The sequence below is a fragment of the Dyella sp. BiH032 genome, assembly GCF_031954525.1.
Taxonomy (GTDB): Bacteria; Pseudomonadota; Gammaproteobacteria; order Xanthomonadales; family Rhodanobacteraceae; genus Dyella_D.
On record NZ_CP134867.1, the window covers coordinates 882,747 to 900,555 of the forward strand.

General features: G+C 68.6%; 12 protein-coding genes. 6 read left to right on the top strand and 6 right to left on the bottom strand.

What is annotated here, in order from left to right; translation table 11 throughout:
- Window positions 1-41: 41 nt before the first annotated feature.
- From RKE25_RS03880 to RKE25_RS03890, 3 genes are read left to right on the top strand one after another with little or no spacing between them, the layout of a single operon-like run.
- Complete coding sequence (locus RKE25_RS03880) at window positions 42-3,248, top strand: efflux RND transporter permease subunit (protein ID WP_311840951.1); 3,207 nt, start codon at window positions 42-44, stop codon at window positions 3,246-3,248.
- On the top strand, window positions 3,238-4,443 hold the full coding sequence (locus tag RKE25_RS03885) for an efflux RND transporter periplasmic adaptor subunit (protein WP_311840952.1): 1,206 nt from the start codon (window positions 3,238-3,240) through the stop codon (window positions 4,441-4,443). Before RKE25_RS03880 ends, RKE25_RS03885 begins: the two co-directional genes overlap by 11 nt.
- Window positions 4,427-5,899: an efflux transporter outer membrane subunit gene (locus tag RKE25_RS03890; RefSeq protein ID WP_311840953.1), complete on the top strand. Its 1,473-nt coding sequence runs from the start codon at window positions 4,427-4,429 to the stop codon at window positions 5,897-5,899. The genes RKE25_RS03885 and RKE25_RS03890 overlap by 17 nt, the downstream gene beginning before the upstream one ends.
- A 203-nt stretch (window positions 5,900-6,102) precedes the next feature.
- Here the strand turns inward: RKE25_RS03890 and tal are convergent, their stop codons facing one another.
- The 4 genes from tal to RKE25_RS03910 form a co-directional block, all read right to left on the bottom strand.
- A complete protein-coding gene (tal, locus tag RKE25_RS03895) occupies window positions 6,103-7,056 on the bottom strand; it encodes a transaldolase (protein WP_311840954.1) in 954 nt (317 codons plus the stop codon).
- Between the two features lie 61 nt (window positions 7,057-7,117).
- Window positions 7,118-8,389, bottom strand: a complete 1,272-nt coding sequence (locus RKE25_RS03900) for an NAD(P)/FAD-dependent oxidoreductase (RefSeq protein WP_311840955.1) — start codon at window positions 8,387-8,389, stop codon at window positions 7,118-7,120.
- A 66-nt stretch (window positions 8,390-8,455) separates the two neighbouring features.
- Window positions 8,456-10,624 (bottom strand): primosomal protein N', encoded by a 2,169-nt coding sequence (locus RKE25_RS03905; RefSeq protein ID WP_311840956.1) that lies wholly within the window; start codon window positions 10,622-10,624, stop codon window positions 8,456-8,458.
- A 481-nt stretch (window positions 10,625-11,105) separates the two neighbouring features.
- Window positions 11,106-12,380 (bottom strand): DUF3667 domain-containing protein, encoded by a 1,275-nt coding sequence (locus RKE25_RS03910; RefSeq protein ID WP_311840957.1) that lies wholly within the window; start codon window positions 12,378-12,380, stop codon window positions 11,106-11,108.
- Between the two features lie 104 nt (window positions 12,381-12,484).
- On the opposite strand from RKE25_RS03910, the gene RKE25_RS03915 reads away from it, so the two are divergent.
- Together RKE25_RS03915 and sppA are read left to right on the top strand one after the other, a co-directional pair.
- On the top strand, window positions 12,485-13,867 hold the full coding sequence (locus RKE25_RS03915; RefSeq protein WP_311840958.1) for an MATE family efflux transporter: 1,383 nt from the start codon (window positions 12,485-12,487) through the stop codon (window positions 13,865-13,867).
- A gap of 53 nt (window positions 13,868-13,920) precedes the next feature.
- Window positions 13,921-15,780: a signal peptide peptidase SppA gene (sppA, locus tag RKE25_RS03920; RefSeq protein WP_311840959.1), complete on the top strand. Its 1,860-nt coding sequence runs from the start codon at window positions 13,921-13,923 to the stop codon at window positions 15,778-15,780.
- Window positions 15,781-15,828: 48 nt separating this feature from the next.
- Here sppA and RKE25_RS03925 read toward each other — a convergent pair whose 3' ends face one another.
- Both RKE25_RS03925 and RKE25_RS03930 read right to left on the bottom strand, forming a co-directional pair.
- Window positions 15,829-16,647 (bottom strand): ATP-binding cassette domain-containing protein, encoded by an 819-nt coding sequence (locus RKE25_RS03925; protein WP_311840960.1) that lies wholly within the window; start codon window positions 16,645-16,647, stop codon window positions 15,829-15,831.
- 37 nt (window positions 16,648-16,684) lie between these two features.
- Window positions 16,685-16,900 (bottom strand): hypothetical protein, encoded by a 216-nt coding sequence (locus tag RKE25_RS03930; protein WP_311840961.1) that lies wholly within the window; start codon window positions 16,898-16,900, stop codon window positions 16,685-16,687.
- 124 nt (window positions 16,901-17,024) lie between these two features.
- Between RKE25_RS03930 and RKE25_RS03935 the strand changes: the two genes are divergently transcribed.
- Window positions 17,025-17,807 (top strand): SDR family oxidoreductase, encoded by a 783-nt coding sequence (locus RKE25_RS03935; RefSeq protein WP_311840962.1) that lies wholly within the window; start codon window positions 17,025-17,027, stop codon window positions 17,805-17,807.
- Window positions 17,808-17,809 lie beyond the last annotated feature (2 nt).

Sequence of the window (17,809 nt, forward strand, 5' to 3'; positions counted from 1 at the left end):
CAAAATTTCGCGACGCAACATTCGCGCACGGAATCCCCCGCATGCTTGGCATCGTCCGGATCGCGCTCACGCGGCCCTACACCTTTGTCGTTCTCGCGCTGCTGATCCTCATCATCGGCCCGCTGTCCGCGCTGCGCACGCCGACGGACATCTTCCCCGACATCAAGATCCCCGTGATCAGCGTGGTGTGGCAGTACACCGGCCTGCCGCCCGACCAAATGGCCGGCCGCATCGCCTCACCCTTCGAGCGCGTGCTCACCACCACGGTGAACGACGTGGAGCACATCGAGGCGCAGTCGATTGCCGGCTTCGGCGTGATCAAGATCTTCTTCCAGCCCACGGTGGACATCCGCACCGCCAACGCCCAGGTGACAGCGGTGGCACAGACGCTGCTGCGCCAGCTGCCGCCGGGCATCACCCCGCCGCTGATCCTCAACTACAACGCCTCGACCGTGCCGATCATCCAGTTGGCGCTGTCGGGCAAAGGCTTGAGCGAGCAAAGCCTGGGCGACCTCGGCACGAATGCGGTGCGCCCGGTGCTCACGTCGGTGGCCGGCGCATCGATTCCGTATCCCTTTGGCGGCAAGACCCGCCAGGTACAGATCGATATCGACCCGGCTGCGCTGCAGGCGCGTGGCCTGTCGGCGCAGGACGTGGCCAACGCGCTCGCCGCGCAGAACCTGATCGTGCCGGTCGGCACGCAGAAGATCGGCGAGTACGAATACACGCTGCAGTTGAATAACGCACCTTCGGACATCAAGGCGCTGGGCGATCTGCCCGTGCGCATGGTCAACGGCACCACGGTCTATATCCGCGACGTCGCCCACGTGCGCGATGGCAACCCGCCGCAGACCAACGTCGTGCACGTGGACGGCAGCCGCTCTGTGCTGATGACCGTGCTGAAGAACGGCTCGGCCTCGACGCTGGCGATCATCGAGGGCGTCAAGCAGAAACTGAAGGATGCGAAGGATTCCTTCCCCGACACGCTCGAGATCGCACCCATCGGCGACCAGTCGATCTTCGTGCGCGCGGCGATCGGCGGCGTAGCGAAGGAGGGCATCATCGCCGCGGCGCTGACCAGCCTGATGATCCTGCTGTTCCTCGGCAGCTGGCGCTCGACGGTGATCATCGCTACGTCGATCCCGTTGGCCATTCTCGGTTCCATCGCTGCGCTGTCGGCGGTGGGCGAGACGTTGAACATCATGACCCTGGGTGGCCTGGCGCTGGCGGTGGGCATCCTGGTGGACGACGCCACGGTGACGATCGAGAACATCAACTGGCACCTGGAGCACGGCAAGGACGTCGAGACGGCCATCATGGACGGCGCGCGCCAAATCGTGACGCCGGCCTTCGTCTCGCTGCTGTGTATCTGCATCGTGTTCGTGCCGATGTTCTTCCTGCAAGGGGTCGCACGCTTCCTGTTCGTGCCGATGGCCGAAGCGGTGATGTTCGCGATGATCTGCTCGTTCATCCTGTCGCGCACCCTGGTGCCGACGATGGCGAAGTACCTGCTCAAGCCGCACGAACCCCACACCGACGAACACGGCAACAACATGGCTCTGCCGCCGTCGCGCAACCCGCTGGTGCGCTTCCAGCGGGGCTTCGAAGCGCGTTTCGAGCGGGTGCGCACGGCATATCACGACCTCCTGGCGATGGCGATGGAGCACCGCAAGGCTTTCGTAGCCGGCTTCCTCGCCTTCGTGGTCGCTTCGTTCGCGCTGGTACCGCTCCTCGGACGTAACTTCTTCCCGTCAGTGGATGCCGGCCAGATCCTGATGCACGTGCGCGCACCGATCGGCACGCGCGTGGAGGAGAGTGCCACGCTGTTCGCCAATGTGCAGGCGGCGATCCGGCGGATCGTGCCACCTGAGGAACTGGGTACCGTGGTCGACAACATCGGCCAGTCGATCAGCGGCATCAACACCGCCTACAACAACACCGGCACCATCGGCTCGTGGGACGGCGACATCCAGCTGTCGCTCAACGAAGGCCACCGCCCCACTGCGGAATACGTACGGCGGATGCGCGAGGAATTGCCACGCCAGTTTCCCGGTGTCACTTTCTCGTTCCCACCCGCGGACATCATCAGCCAGATCCTCAACTTCGGCTCGCCCGCGCCGATCGACCTGCAGATCCGCGGCGCCAAGCTGGCGCAGAACTTCGCTTTTGCCAACAAGCTGCTGCGCGAGATCCGCCGTGTTCCCGGCGTCGCCGATGCGCGCATCCAGCAATCGCAATCCAATCCCACCTTCGCGGTGGACGTGGACCGCACGCGCGCGCAGCTGCTGGGTGTCACCGAGCGCGACGTCACCAACAGCCTCGTGGTGAACCTCGCCGGTTCGAGCCAGGTGGCGCCCACATTCTGGCTGAACCCGCAGAACCAGATCTCGTATCCGATCGTGATGCAGACGCCGCAGTACAAGCTGGACTCGCTCTCATCCCTGGAGAACATCCCGGTCTCGTCCAGCGGCGGCGGCAGTTCGCAGCTGCTCGGCGGCCTGGCCACGGTCACGCGCGGGGCAAGCAATGCGGTAGTGAGCCAGTACAACATCCAGCCGATGGTCGAGATCTTCGCGACCACACAAGGGCGCGACCTCGGCGCAGTGGCCGCGGATATCCAGAAGATCGTCGCCGACCATGCCAAGGAACTGCCCAAGGGATCGTCCACCGCCCTGCTCGGCCAGGTGCAGACGATGAACAGCGCCTTCTCCGGATTGCTCTTCGGCCTCATCGGCGCGGCGGTGCTGATCTACCTGCTGATCGTGGTGAACTTCCAGTCCTGGAGCGATCCGTTCGTGATCATCACCGCGCTGCCCGCCGCGCTGGCCGGCATCGTGTGGATGCTGTTCGCCACGCACACCACGCTGTCCGTACCCGCGCTCACCGGCGCCATCATGTGCATGGGCGTGGCTACGGCCAACTCGATCCTGGTGGTGAGCTTCTGCCGCGAGCGCCTCGCCGAGCATGGCGACGCGCACCAGGCCGCACTGGAAGCCGGTTTCGTGCGCTTCCGCCCCGTGCTGATGACCGCCTTGGCGATGATCATCGGCATGGCGCCCATGGCGCTCGGCCTGGGCGAAGGCGGCGAGCAGAATGCACCGCTGGGCCGCGCCGTGATCGGCGGCCTGATTTTCGCCACCGTCGCCACGCTGTTCTTCGTCCCCGTGGTGTTCCGCATCATTCACGCGCGGCATGGCCGCGCATCCGACCCGGCTTCGGTTTCCGGAGAGCCCGTCCATGTCGCCTGATACCCCCCACAAGCCCAACCCGGTTTCGCCGCGCAGCCTTCGCCGCGCGGGCATCGTCGCCGCCATCGTCGTGATTGGCGTAGTGGTCGCCGGCGTCGCTACGCGCGCCAACGATGCGCACAAGCTCAAGGACTGGACTGACGAGCAGGCCGTACCCACCGTCAGCGTGGTGCCGGTCGAGCGCAGCGAGAAAGGCTCCTCGCTGGAACTGCCGGGCCGCCTCGAAGCCTATGCGCGCGCGCCGATCTACGCGCGCGTCAGCGGCTATCTGAAGTCCTGGAAGGTCGACATCGGCGCGCCGGTGAAGGCCGGCCAATTGCTTGCCGAGATCGAGACGCCGGATCTCGACCAGCAATTGCTGCAGGCCAAGGCCGATCTGGCCAGCGCCGAAGCGAACGCCGCACTGGCCGCCACCACGGCCAAGCGCTGGCAGGCGATGCTGGGCTCCGATTCCGTGTCGCGCCAGGAGGTCGACGAAAAGACCGGCGACTTCACCGCCAAGCAGGCCATCGCCAAGGCGGCCAAGGCGAACGTCGATCGCATCGAGGCATTGAAGGGCTTCACCCGCATCGTCGCGCCGTTCGACGGCATGGTGACGGCACGCGACACCGACGTCGGCGCGCTGATCAACGCCGGCAGCGGCAGCGGGCCGGAGCTGTTCGTGGTGTCGGACGTGCGCAAGCTGCGCGTCTACGTGCGCGTGCCGCAGAACTACGCGCCGGCGATCAAGCCCGGCGCGATCGCCAATCTCAGCGTGCCGGAGTATCCGGGACGCGTCTTCCAGGCGCGGGTCGAAGCCTCGGCGGGCGCCGTGGCGGCCGAATCCGGCACGACCCTGATCCAGCTCGCGGTGGACAACGCCGACGGCAAGCTGATGCCCGGCAGCTTCGCCAGCGTGAAGCTCGACCGCCCCGCCGATGCCACCGCACTGCGCGTACCCGCGAGCGCGCTCATCTTCGACGACCAGGGCCTGCGCGTGGCCACGCTCGGCCCGGACGGGAAGGTGGCCTTCAAGAAGGTCACCATCTTGCGCGACTACGGCAAGACGGTGGAGATCGGCTCCGGCCTCGCCGATGGCGACCGGGTCATCGAGAGCCCGCCGGACGGCCTGGTGGACGGCGACCGCGTACGCACGGCGGAGAAGGACACCGAACTGGCCAAGGCCCAGGGGCGCAGCAATGCAAAGAAGGCCTGAGCGCGTCCTCGCCCTGGCCCTGGCGGCGGGGCTGGCCGGGTGTTCGCTGGCGCCGGCCTACAAGGCGCCCGAGGTGCCGGTGGCGGAGCAGTACCAGGAGCACGGCGAGGCCTACGGCAAGAGCTGGGTGGCCGCCGAGCCCTCCGACCAGCTTTCGCGCGACGGCTGGTGGAAGCTGTATGGCGACGACCGGCTCGATCAGCTGCAGCAGCGCCTGCTCAAGAACAACGCCGATCTCGCCGCGGCGCTGGCGCATTACCAGCAGGCGCAAGCCTTCAGCCAGCAGGCGCGGGCCGGCCTGTTCCCCCAGGTGGGCGTCAACGCAAATGCGCAGCGCGATCGCCAGTCGGACACGAGGCCGCTGCGCGGCGCGACCTCGCCGGCGAACTACGACAGCTACACGCTGGGAGCGGAAATCGACTACGAAGTCGATCTATGGGGCCGCGTGCGCAACACCGTCGAGGCGGGCAAGGACGACGCGCTCGCCGCCGCGGCCGATCTCGCCTCTGCACGTTTGAGCCTGCAAGCCCAGTTGGCCGACAACTACATCGTGCTGCGCGGGTTGGATCAGCAGATCCAGCTGTTGAAGGAAAGCATTGACGCGTACCAGAAGGCGCTGGAGCTGACGCAGACGCGGCACGCCGGCGGCATCGCCTCGGGCCTGGATGTCGCGCGCGCGCAGACCCAGCTTTCCTCGGCCAAGTCGCAGTGGTCGCAGACCCAGGCGCAACGTGCGTTGATCGAACACGCCATCGCGTCGCTGGTCGGCGAATCGGCGTCGAACTTCAGCGTCGTGCCCGACACGGGAGCGCTACCCCTGCCGACCGTGCCGGTAAGCTTGCCCTCGACCCTGCTGCAGCGGCGCCCTGACGTGGCAGCGGCCGAGCGTCGCGTCGCAGCTGCCAACGCGCGCATCGGCATCGCTCGCGCGGCCTATTTCCCCTCGCTGGGCCTGAGCGCGCAGGGTGGCTACCAGAGCGACCGCTACGGCGGCCTGTTCACCGCGCCGAACCGTTTCTGGGCGATCGGCCCCACCGCACTGCTCACGCTGTTCGATGCCGGCCGACGCAAGGCCGGCGTCGAAGCCGCCAAGGCCGCCACCGAGGAAGCTGGCGCGCGCTACCGCGGCGTCGTGCTCAACGCGTTCCAGCAGGTGGAGGACAACCTCGCCCAGCTCGATCACTATGGCGCGGCGCGCGGCGACCAGAAGGATGCCGCCGACGCGGCGAAGCGTTCGCTGGACATCGCCATGGACCGCTACCGCCAGGGTGCGGTGGGTTATCTCGATGTGGTGCAGGCACAGACCGCGTCACTGGACGCACAGCGCAGCCTGCTCGACCTGGATACGCGGCAACTGCGCGCAAGTGTGCAACTGGTGCGTGCGCTAGGTGGCGGCTGGTCGATCGATCAGCTCGCCAGCGAAGGCGGCAAACCCGCGACATCGCCGGCGCGCTGAGCACAAAGATTCAGCGGCGCCGCGGTTCGGCCGCCGCTGACTTTATCTCTGCGGAATACCTGTCATTCGCTGCCGCAGCCTAGCGTCGCCGCGTTGTCGACGACGCACACGTCGCGCCGCTCGCTCGCGGGGATGACGTCCTGCTGCTTCGGCAGGATCGTGTCGAGAACGCAAGGCCGGGCCTTGCGGCCCGGCCTCAGCGGTCACAGCTTCTTGGCGAGCATCGCTTCTAGCTTGCGCTGATCGGCGGCGAACTTGCGGATGCCGTCGGCCAGCTTCTCGGTCGCCATGGCGTCTTCGTTGTGGCCCCAGCGGAAGGCGGCCTCGCTGATCGGCGCCGGGCGCGCCTGGCGCTCGCCGCCGTCTTGCAGCGCGCGCGGCAGCGCATCGGCGGTCGCTTCCAGCTTCTCCAGCAGGTCGGGGCTGATGGTCAGGCGATCGCAGCCGGCAAGGGCCTGGATCTGCCCGATGTTGCGGAAGCTGGCGCCCATCACCACGGTGTCGAAGCCGTGCTGCTTGTACCAGCCGTAGATGCGGCGCACCGACTGCACGCCCGGATCTTCCTCCGGTGCGTAGCTCTTGGTGCCGGTGCTGGCGACGTACCAGTCCATGATGCGGCCGACGAACGGCGAGATCAGATAGACGCCCGCTTCGGCGCAGGCCACCGCCTGTTCGAACGAGAACAGCAACGTGAGGTTGCACTGGATGCCGCGGCGCTCCAGCGTCGCGGCGGCGCGGATGCCTTCCCAGGTGGAGGCGATCTTGATCAGGATGCGGTCGCGCTTCACGCCGGCCGCCTCGTACAGGCCGATCAGGCGCTCGGCCTTTGCGATGGTGGCGTCCGTGTCGAAGGACAGGCGCGCATCCACTTCGGTGGACACGCGGCCGGGCACCAGCTCGGCGATCTTCCGGCCCGCGGCCACGGCGAGGTAGTCGCTGGCATCGACCAGCTGGCGTTCGCTCGATGCGCTCTGGCCCTTGGCCCACTGCACGGCTTCGTCGATCAGCGGCGCGTAGGCCGGCAGCTCGGTGGCCTTCAGCAGCAGGGAGGGATTGGTGGTGGCGTCCACCGGGCGGTAACGGGCGATGGCCTCGATGTCGCCGGTATCGGCGACCACGGTGGTGTACTGGCGCAGCTGTTCGAGTTGGTTGGACACGTCGGAATCCGTCGGAGGGAACGGCCTATTGTCGCCGCTCAGCGTCGCCCGGCAAGCGAGATCAGCTTTCGTCAGTGCGGTCCGATCCGGTCACGATCCGCGCGTGCCGCTGGTAGGTCCAGTACGACCAGGCCCAGTCCAGCAGCACCACCAGCCGGTTGCGGAAGCCGATCAGGAAGTACACGTGGGCGACCAGCCACACCCACCAGGCGGGGAGGCCGGAGAACTTCAGGCGCCCGAACTGCGCCACCGCGGCCATGCGCCCGATGGTGGCGAGCGCACCGTCGTCGCGGTAGCGGAACGGCTTGGATGCGCCGTCGCCCCGCAGACGCGCGAGGATGACCTCTCCCACATGGCGCCCCATCTGCTTGGCGGCCGGCGCCACGCCGGGCACGGGCTGGCCGCCGGGGCGGAACGCGCTGGCCAGGTCGCCGACCACGAATACCTCCGGGTGATCCGGCAGGCTCAGGTCAGGCAGTACCTGCACCCGTCCCGCGCGATCCACCGGCGCGCCCAGGCGCTTGCCGAGCGGAGAGGCCGCCACGCCGGCGGCCCAGAGCACGGTGCGCGAGGCCAGCGTTTCCTCGCCCAGCCTGACGCTGTCCGCGCCGATCGCGGTGACGGCCGTGCCGGTGCGCACCTGCACGCCCAGCTTCTCCAACTGTTTCGCTGCCTTTGCCGAGAGATCCTCGGCGAATGCCGGCAGCACGCGCGGCCCGGCTTCGACCAGCAGGATGTTGGCGCGCCGCGGATCGCTGCGGCGGAATTCGCGCGGCAGGGTGTGGCGCGCGATCTCGGCCAGCGTGCCGGCCAGTTCCACGCCAGTGGCTCCGCCGCCCACGACGACGAAATTGAGCCAGGCCTGCCGCCGCGCCGGGTCGTCCTCGCGCTCGGCGTGCTCGAACGCCAGCAGCACGCGGCGGCGGATCGTGAACGCATCGTCCAGTGTCTTCAGGCCGGGTGCGTGGCGCGCCCAGTCGTCGTGGCCGAAGTAGGCGTGGGTCGCGCCGGTAGCTACGACCAGGTAGTCGTACGCGAGCGGCCCCTGCGCGAGCATCACTTGCTTGGCCGCGAGATCGACATCCACCGCCTCGTCGAGCAGCACGGTAGCGTTGCTCTGCTTGCGCAGGATCTGGCGCAGCGGCGCAGCGATGGACGGTGCCGACAGGCCTGCCGTGGCCACCTGGTACAGCAGCGGCTGGAAGAGATGGTGGTTGCGTCGGTCGACGAGGGTGACGCGCAGCGAGGGATCGTCGAGCTGGCGGGCGGCGGCCAGGCCGCCGAAGCCGCCGCCGAGAATGACGACGTGCGGCCGTGGATCGGGCTGGGACATCGGGGACCTCGCGAGGAAGAGGGCTCGCGGGAGTCTAAAGGAACGGCCGTTGGCCGAGCGTGTGGATCAGTAGAGATCCACCGGGTCAACGTCCAGCGACCAGCGCACTTTGCGCGCGGACGGCAACGTCGACAGCGCGCGCGACCACGGCCGCAAGGCGGCGTGCAACGCGGCGCGGCTGGCTGCTTCGATCAGCAGCTGGCCGCGATGGCGGCCGGCGCGCAGCGGCATCGGCGCGGGCATCGGGCCGGCGATTTGCAATTCGGGGCGGTCCAGCCCTGCGCGGGCCTCGGCGAGGAACGCATCCACGTAGTCGCGCTGGTGGGCATCGGCACGCAGCAGGACCTGGTGGTGCCATGGCGGTAGCTGCAAGGCACGGCGTTCGGCCAACAGTTCCTTCGCCGCGGCGCCGTAGCCCTGGGCCAGCAACTGGCGCAACAGCGGATGCTCCGGGTGATGCGTCTGCAGGATCACCCGCCCCGGTTTGCTTGCGCGGCCGGCGCGGCCGGCGACCTGCACGGTGAGCTGCGCGAGGCGTTCGCTGGCGCGGAAGTCCACGCTGTGCAGGCCTTCGTCCACGCCGACGATGGCCACCAGCGTGAGCTCGGGCAGGTCGTGCCCCTTGGCCAGCATCTGCGTGCCCACCAGGATCGCCGGACCGCCCGTGCGCAGGCGATCCAGCAGTTCGTCGAAGGCGTCGCGCCGGCGCGTAGTTTCGCGATCGATGCGTAATACCGGCACGTCGGGAAACAGCGCGGTCAACGCCTCTTCCAACCGCTCGGTGCCCTGGCCCTGTGGCTTGAGGTCCGCGGCGCCGCAGGAGGGACACTGCTCCGGCACGCGGGCGTGGTAGTCGCAGTGATGGCAGATCAGTTGGCGCCGGCCCGCATGCAGCGTCAGCGGATGTTCGCAGCGCGGGCATTCGGCATGCCAGCCGCACTGGTGACACAGCAGCACCGGCGCGTAGCCGCGGCGGTTGCGGAATACCAGCGCCTGCTCGCCGCGCGCGACGGTGTCGCGCACCGCGGCCAGCAGCGTCGGCGACAGTCCGTGCTCCAGGCGTTGTGCGCGCATATCCACGATCTGTACCTGCGGAGGGCGGATCGCCCCCGGCCGCGCGCGCAGGTGCAGCGCGCGATAGCGGCCGGCCTCCACGTTCGCCAGCGATTCCAGCGAAGGCGTGGCCGAGCCGAGCAGCACCGGCACGCCCAGCGCGCGGCCGCGCAGCAGCGCCAGGTCGCGCGCGTGGTAGCGGAAGCCTTCCTGCTGCTTGTAGGCCGTGTCGTGTTCCTCGTCCACCACGATCAGGCCCGCCTGCGGCAGCGGCGTGAATACCGCCGAGCGCGTGCCCAGGATCACCCGTGCCTCGCCGTCGCGCGCACGCAGCCAGGCGCGCGCGCGATCCCCTTCGGCCAGGTTCGAGTGCAGCACTTCCACCGGCACGCCCAGGCGCTCGCGCACGCGGCGCACGGTCTGCGGCGCCAGGCCGATCTCCGGCACCAGCAGCAGAGCCTGTTTTCCTTGCGCGACCACGCGTTCGATCAGCGCCAGGTACACCTCGGTCTTGCCGCTGCCGGTGACGCCATCGAGCAGGAACGGCTGGAACTGTCCGAGCGAGGCGGCGACCGCGTCCACCGCCTGTTCCTGCTCGGCGCTCAGGGGCGGGGCCGTGGTAATGGGGCGCGGCTCGGCGTTGTCGCGCCGGACGCGTTCGATCAGCGCGGTGGTGGCCAGGCGCCGGCCGGCCTCGCGCCAGGCGGGGAGGCGTTCGAGCAGTTCGCCGGCGGAGAGCGGGCCGGCCGCCAGCGCTTCCAGCAGAAGGCGGCTGCCGCCTTTGCGACTGCCGGCATCCAGCGCGCTGCGGCCGGCGACGGTGAGCGCCCAGACTTCCTCGTGGGTATCCGGCAGCGGCTTGTCCTCGCGCAGGGCGAGCGGCAGCGCGTTGGCGTAGGCCTCGCCCGGCGCGCCTAGCCAGTAATCGGCGGCCCAGGCCAGAGTCTTCATCAGCTCCGCGTCGAGCAGCGGCGCGTCGTCCAGCAGGCGGAGGACCCGTTTCAGCCGCGCGCCGCCCAGCGCGGATTCGGCTTGCGTCTCCACCACCACGCCCACGGCCTTGCCGCGGCCGAACGGCACCAGTACCCGGCTGCCCGCCTGCGCCTCGCCCGCCGCGGGCGGCAGGTAGTCGAACAGGGTCGGCAGGGGAACGGGCAGGGCGACGCGAAGGACGGCGGGCATGCGAACCTCGTGGCGGGCCAGTGTACCCGGGTGATCCCAGCCGGCGTGAGATGGCTCGGCGGATGGCCCGAAGGTCGCCCGACCACCCGGTCGCGCCCGTTCCGGCCGGACTTGCAGGCGGATGCTGGTGCCGGGTCGAGGAGTCCCTGGTAAGTGGCTCAACCAGGGGGAAAATTCCGCTTATCCACAAGAGCTGTGGATAAGTCTGTGGATGTGCCGGGGAAGGAGGCCCTCCACGCCTGAAAAATCGGACTTCCGGACGTGCTGACGAAGTTTTAGCCAGTCTGTAATGTTCCACCAATTCAAAGGGTTACAAATCGCGCTTGGCCGGCGTTCATACAATTGACATCGGCCTTGCCGCGGTGTTGACAGTCCCGTGATGCTGTGCAAAACCCTCATTGGCCCGTTTCTGGCAGGGCTCGCAACGCCGGCCAGTCGCCGGTTCTGCCGTGATGCACCTCACAAAAACACGAGGGGTGATTCAGTGCGCCAGACCCAGCGCCAGGGCCCCCATGACGCAGATTCCAAGCAGCCACATGTAGCACCAGCCCACCATCACGTACTTGATGACGGTCATCGTCCAGCCCTGGCGGTAGACGCGCTTCTGCATCAGCAGCAGGTACACCAGCGCCCACAGGGAAAGGGCCGCTTCCAGCCAGCCGAACAGCTGCCCCGCCCAGGCCGCGTGCGGGCCGATCCAGGTCTTCAGCATGGCCAGCGCGGCGCCCAGCAGCAGCACCAGGAACAGGAAGGCGTGACTGTGCAGCGCCACGATCAGGTGCTCCATGTAGAGCCGGCGCTTGAACAGGTAGAACAGCTTCAGCAGCAGGGCGAACACCGGCATCAGGACGAACATGGCCTGCGGCAATGCGCCGAAGATGCCAGCCTTGATCCGCTCGACCGCCTGCGCATGCACCTCGGGATCCGCGCTGTTCAAGCCGTTGAGGTTCTCGCGCAGGTTGCCCAGGGTGTGGTCCAGCCGCGCATTCATGAAGCCCGGTAGCCAGGCGATGCTCACGTGGTCATGGCCGGTCAGCCACTGTTTGATGGCCTTGTTGTTGCTGTGAGCTTTGTGCTTTTTCGCCGGAGCCGCGCCGGCCGGTGAGGCGGCCGCGCTCGACGCGGGCGCGGGACTGGAGGCTGCGGCCACGGGTGCAGAGGCCGACGATGCAGGGGCGCTCGCCGCCGCAGCGGGGGGCGACGCGTGCTCCAGTGCCGCGATGCGCGCCGCGGCCTGCTCGCGCAGCTCGTTCTGGGCCACGGTGATGGACGCTTCGACGCCGGGAACGTTCGAGGTCTGGGTCTTGGCCTGTTCCAGGTCCGCCAGCTGTTCGTCCAGCGCCTTGCGCACCTGGGCCGGCGTATTGAGGTCGTCGAACGTGTCCTCCTCCACGTGTATGCCGGGCTGGTCGCCCTTCCCGTGGTCGCCGCCGATGTCGATGGCGATGTGGGTGAAGAAGAAGGCCAGCAGGCAAAGCACGAACATCAGGCGGAACGGCGGCACGTAGCGCTGCCGGCGTCCGGAAAAGTATTCCAGGGTGAGGAAGCCCGGCTTGGTCAGCAGCGGCGGCACGGTGTGCAGCACGCGTCCGTCCACGTGGAGGAAGGTCTCCAGTGTGTCCTCGAACATGTGGTGCACCGGCTTGAGCACGGTGTGGATGGACTGCCCGCACTCATGACAGAACTCCCCCTGCATGGGCGTGGCGCAGTTGGCGCAGTGCACGCCGTCGTACGAGACGATCTCTTTCCCTTTCACGCGACCCCTCCCCTTTGAAGCGGGCGATCTTGGCACAAGCCCGTGACGGCTTCAGCCCCGCCCGGCGGGAGCCTGTAGAATCGCCGGTCCCTGGAGTTCCGCCTATGTTCCCGAGCCCTTCCGATCGTGCCCGCGTGTCGCACGAGATCGGCGCCACCCTGACCCTCGCAGCGCCCTTGATCTTCGCCCAGCTGGCTGCGGTGGGCACCAACGTGGTCGACGCGATGCTCGCCGGCCACTACAGCGCGCACGTGCTCGGTGCGGTGGCCGTGGGTGCGAGCATCTGGGCGCTGGCCATCGTCAGCGGCATCGGCATGATGATGGCCGTGCCGCCGTCGGTGTCCCAGCTGGACGGCGCCGGCCGCCGCGCCGAAGTGGGCGCGGTGTTCCGCCAGGCGATATGGCTGGCAGCGGGCATGGGGGTGCTGTTGTGGTTCGCGGTGCGCCATGCCGCCCCGCTGATCGATCTGATCGGCGTCGATCCGGCGCTGCGCCAGGACGTGGTCGCCTTCCTCCATGCCATCAGCTGGGGCGCGCCGGCGCTGACCTGTTATTTCGCCCTGCGCGGCCTTTCCGAAGGCCTCTCCATGACGTTGCCCTCGATGTTCTTCAGCCTCGGCGGCCTATGCGTGCTGGCCCCGCTGGGCTACGTGCTGATGTTCGGCAAGCTGGGGCTGGAGCCGCAGGGCGCGCGCGGCTGCGGCATCGCCACCGCACTTGTGCTGTGGATGGAGATGCTCGGCTTCGCGTTGTACGTGGCGCGCCACCCCAACTACCGCGGCCTGAACCTGGGCGACCGCTTCGACTTGCCGAACCCGCGCCGCATCCGCGAACTGCTGTGGGTGGGCCTGCCGATGGCGGTGACCCTGCTGGCCGAGGGCGGCCTGTTCGTCGCCGTGGCACTGGCGCTGGGTACGCTGGGCGAAACCGTGGTGGCCAGCCACCAGGTCGCGCTCAACATCGCCTCGGTGTTCTTCATGATCCCCCTGGGCCTGGCCATGGCGATCACCGTGCGGGTAGGCAACGCGGTCGGGCGCGGCGATGCGGACGGCGTGCGCTATGCCGGCTTCTGCGGCATTGCGCTGACGCTGGCTACGCAGATGGTCTCCGCTGGCCTGATGCTGAGCCTGCCGCACCTGATCGCCTCGCTGTACACACGGGACGCGGCGGTGATCGCGCTGGCGACCCAGCTGATCGTGCTGGCCGGCGTGTTCCAGTTCTCCGACGGCATCCAGGTGGCGTCCAACGGCGCGCTGCGCGGCCTCAAGGACACCCGCGTGCCGATGGCCATGACGCTGTTCGCCTACTGGGTCATCGGCATGCCCGTGGGCTGGTGGCTGGCCTTCCGCCAGGGCTTGGGCGCGCGCGGCATGTGGATGGGACTGGTGGCGGGCCTGAGCGTGGCCGCGGTGCTGCTGTTCATGCGCTTCTGGCGCAGTTCGGCCACCGAACGCTGGCGCCGCATGGGGCCGACTTCTCCCACATGACCTGAGGCCGGGCGACGGAGTACGCTGCCGGTCCACTGTCGAGGAACGAACGCATGACGGAGCGCCGCACCAACGGTTTCTGGGCCTTCCTGCGCGTCTTTGGACGCGGCATCAACGTGGTCAGGCTGGTGATTCTCAACCTGGTCTTCTTCCTGTTCCTTGGCCTGTTCCTGCTGGTGATGCTCGGCTTGTGGGCCGGCGGCGCCGATCGTGCAATTCAGAACGACAGCGTGCTGGTGATCAAGCCGCACGGCGCGCTGGTCGAGCAGTACAGCATCGAGCCGCTGGAGCGCGCCCTGCAGGGCCTGGCCGGCAATCCGCCCAAGCAGGTGCAGGTGCGCGACCTGGTCGCGGCGATCGACGCGGCCGCGGCCGACAATCGCATCAGCCGCATCCTGCTCGAACCGCAGGACCTGCATGCCGGCGGCTTCGCCGCGCTGCGCGAGGTCGCCGCCGCGCTCGACCGTTTCCGTGCCGCCGGCAAGCCGGTGATCGTGTGGGCCGCGAGCATGGACCAGGGCCAGTACTACCTCGCCGCGCACGCCGATCGCGTGCTGCTCGATCCGATGGGCGGCGTCATGCTGACCGGCCTGGCGAACTACCGCCTCTTCTACAAGGACCTGCTCGACCGCCTCGGGGTGGACGTGCATCTGTTCCGCGTCGGCCAGTTCAAGAGCGCGGCGGAGCCTTACATCCTCGACCACGCCTCGCCGGAAGCGAAGGAAGCCGACGCCTTCTGGATGGGCGGCCTGTGGGACCGCTATCTCGACGAAGTGGCCAAGTTGCGCAAGCTCGAACCGGCCGCGCTGCGAGCCGCGGTCGACGGTTTGCCCGAGGCCATCGCCGGTACCAAGGGCGATCTGGGCCAGCTGGCTTTCAACCAGCACCTGGTGGACGGGCTGGCCACGCAGGACGACCTCGAGAACATGATGCGCAAGGAAGGCGTGCCGGCCGGCCGCAAGGGCGAGGGCTTCCGGCAGGTCGACCTGCGCCGCTACGTGGCGAGCGTTTCCGGCGACGGCGCCTTGGCGCCCGGCGTGGCGGTGGTGGTCGCCGAAGGCGAGATCGTCGGCGGCAAGCAGCCGCAGGGCACGGTCGGCGGCGAATCGACCGCCGCGCTGATCCGCGCCGCGCGCGAGGACCGCCGCACCAAGGCCCTGGTGCTGCGCGTGAACTCGCCCGGTGGCGAGGTCTATGCCGCCGAACAGATCCGCCGCGAGGTGGAACTGACCAAGGCCGCCGGCATCCCGGTGGTGGTCTCGATGGGCGACGTGGCCGCCAGCGGCGGCTATTGGATCTCGATGAATGCGGATCGGATCTACGCCGAGCCCAACACCATCACCGGTTCGATCGGCATCTTCGGCATGTATTTCACCGTGCCCGGCACGCTGGACAAGCTCGGCGTGAAGAGCGACGGCGTGGGCACCGGTCCGCTCGCTGGCGCGTTCAACATCACCCGCCCGCTGGACCCGAAGGTATCGACGCTGATCCAGGCGATCATCGAGAAGGGTTACCGCGATTTCGTCGGCAACGTGGCCAAGGCGCGCGGCAAGCCGTACGACGCGATCGACACCATCGCCCAGGGCCGCGTATGGACCGGCCAGCAGGCGCTGGAGCGTGGCCTGATCGACCAGCTCGGCGGCCTGCGCGAAGCGATCGCGGATGCGGCGGAACGCGCGAAGCTCGGCAAGAACCCGGCGGTGCGCTATGTCGAGGCTCCGATGGGCGCGTTCGAGCAATACCTCGTCAATCTCAACGAGAGCTCCGCGATGATCGCGTTGAATGCCTATGGCATCCACGTGCCCTCGTGGGTGGCGCAGCTGCCGGCGATGGTTCCGGAGCTGAAGCTGCTGCACAACGCGCAGCCCGGCCGCCCGAACGTCTACGCCTACTGCTTCTGCGGGCCGAACTGAGGGTCAGTACGAGGGGAGCCCGCGTTCTGCGAGCTCCCTGTCGCGCAGTCAGCAGGGCACGGCGTTGAAGTAGTCGCCTTCGCGCCGGACCCGTACCGGCATGTCGAACGCCAGCGTCAGCGCGTCGTCGGTGAGTACCGCTTCCTTGCCGCCATGGCGCAGCACCTTGCCTTCGCGCAGCAGCAGCACCTGCCCGATCTCCGGCACGATTTCCTCGATGTGATGGGTCACCAGGAGCAGGGTGGTGCCGCTCTGCGCCAGCGCGCGCAGGCTCTCCAGAAAGCGCCGGCGCGTGGCAAGGTCGAGGCCTGCGGTGGGTTCGTCCAGCAACAGCGCGCGGGGGCGGTGCACCAGGGCGCGGGCGATCAGTACGCGGCGCGCCTCACCGGTCGACAGCGTGGCCATGTCGCGCCCGACCAGATGGACGATGCCCATCTGGTCCAGCGCGTCTTGCGCGCGGCCGCGCATGGCGGGCGTCACCCGGTGATCGAGGCCGAGGCCGCGCGCCGCGAAGAAGCCGGAGATCACCGCGTCGAACACTTCCAGCGGCGTCTCGGTGGTGTAGTCCAGCTGCAGCGCGGGCGAGACCATGCCCAGCAGGCTGCGCAGCTCGGTCACGTGCCAGCGCTCGCGGCCGAACACGCGCACGCTGGGGCGGCCGTCCTGCCGCGCCAGCGGATAGAGCTGGCGCGCCACCAGCTTGACCAGGGTCGACTTCCCCGAGCCGTTGGCGCCGAGGATGGCGGTGTGCTGCCCGGCTGCTACGCGCAGGCTGAGGTCCTCCAGGATCAGGCGCTCGCCCCGCAGCACGCTGGCGCGTTCCAGCTCCAGCACGGGCGCGTCCGCGGCGATCGCGGGCTGCGTCATGGGGAGGGCAAGTCCGGCCGAGTCCGGCGACATGGTTTCAGTGCTCCGCCGCATCGATCTGCTTGCGCTGTTCGTCGGCCTGCTGGTCGACCACCTTCTGCACGTCCTTGGCCTTCTGCTCCTGCTTCTTCAGGTCGTCCCATGGCGTGGCCGTGCGGGGTGGCGGCGTCGAGGCGTCGGCTTTGGGCGTCGGCGGCTTGCCCGAGCATGCGGTCAGGGCGAGCAGGCCGAGCGGGAGGATGAGCCACTTCATGCGGGTGCTCCGGCGGAAAATCCGTTCCGAGTGTCCCGCGCGGGGCGTGGCGCGGCAACCGCGCCTTGCCCGGTTTGTGATCGGGCCCTAGGCGATGCCTGGCGCAGGTCCTAAGCTCGCGCCCATGAACAACCGCATCGACGCCTGGCAATTGCAGGGCCATACCGCCTTGGTCACCGGCGCCAGCAAGGGCATCGGCTACGCCGCGGCCCGCGAGCTGGCCGGCCTCGGCGCCAACCTGCTGCTGGTGGCGCGCGACGACGACTACCTGGAGCAGGTGCGCGTCGAGCTGGCCGACGATTTCGATCAGATCGAGGTGCTGGCCTTCGCCGCCGACCTGAGCGAGCAGGAAGACCGCCTGGCCGTGTTCGACTGGATCGCCGATCTCGGCGCACCGCTGTCGCTGCTGGTCAATAACGCCGGCGGCAACACGCCGGCGGCCACGCTGGACTACAGCGAGCGCGACTACCGCGCGATCTTCGAGCTGAACCTGTTCTCGGCCTTCGAGATGTGCCGCCTCGCGCACCCGCAGCTGGTCCAGCACGCCCATGCTGCGATCGTGAACGTGGGTTCGGTGTCGGGCATCACCCACGTGCGTACCGGCTCGGCCTATGGCATGACCAAGGCGGCGCTGCACCAGCTCACGCGCAACCTGGCCGCGGAATGGGCGGCCGACGGCATCCGCGTCAATGCGGTGGCGCCCTGGTACATCCGCACGCAGCGCTCCGAGCCCGCGCTGGCCAATGACGAGTACCTGGACGAAGTGCTGGATCGCACGCCGCTGCGCCGCATCGGGGAGCCGGAAGAAGTCGCCGCGGCCATCGCCTTCCTGTGCCTGCCGGCGGCCAGCTACATCACCGGGCAAGTGCTGGCGGTGGACGGCGGGTTTCTCCATTACGGCTTCTGACT

Excerpts from the sequence above, each read along its gene's own strand:
- sppA (WP_311840959.1), top strand. The coding sequence starts at position 13,921 with ATGACGGAGCGCCGCACCAACGGTTTCTGGGCCTTCCTGCGCGTCTTT.
- RKE25_RS03915 (WP_311840958.1), top strand. The coding sequence starts at position 12,485 with ATGTTCCCGAGCCCTTCCGATCGTGCCCGCGTGTCGCACGAGATCGGC.
- RKE25_RS03905 (WP_311840956.1), bottom strand. The coding sequence starts at position 10,624 with ATGCCCGCCGTCCTTCGCGTCGCCCTGCCCGTTCCCCTGCCGACCCTG.
- RKE25_RS03890 (WP_311840953.1), top strand. The coding sequence starts at position 4,427 with ATGCAAAGAAGGCCTGAGCGCGTCCTCGCCCTGGCCCTGGCGGCGGGG.
- RKE25_RS03930 (WP_311840961.1), bottom strand. The coding sequence starts at position 16,900 with ATGAAGTGGCTCATCCTCCCGCTCGGCCTGCTCGCCCTGACCGCATGC.
- RKE25_RS03925 (WP_311840960.1), bottom strand. The coding sequence starts at position 16,647 with ATGACGCAGCCCGCGATCGCCGCGGACGCGCCCGTGCTGGAGCTGGAA.
- RKE25_RS03900 (WP_311840955.1), bottom strand. The coding sequence starts at position 8,389 with ATGTCCCAGCCCGATCCACGGCCGCACGTCGTCATTCTCGGCGGCGGC.
- RKE25_RS03935 (WP_311840962.1), top strand. The coding sequence starts at position 17,025 with ATGAACAACCGCATCGACGCCTGGCAATTGCAGGGCCATACCGCCTTG.
- RKE25_RS03880 (WP_311840951.1), top strand. The coding sequence starts at position 42 with ATGCTTGGCATCGTCCGGATCGCGCTCACGCGGCCCTACACCTTTGTC.
- RKE25_RS03885 (WP_311840952.1), top strand. The coding sequence starts at position 3,238 with ATGTCGCCTGATACCCCCCACAAGCCCAACCCGGTTTCGCCGCGCAGC.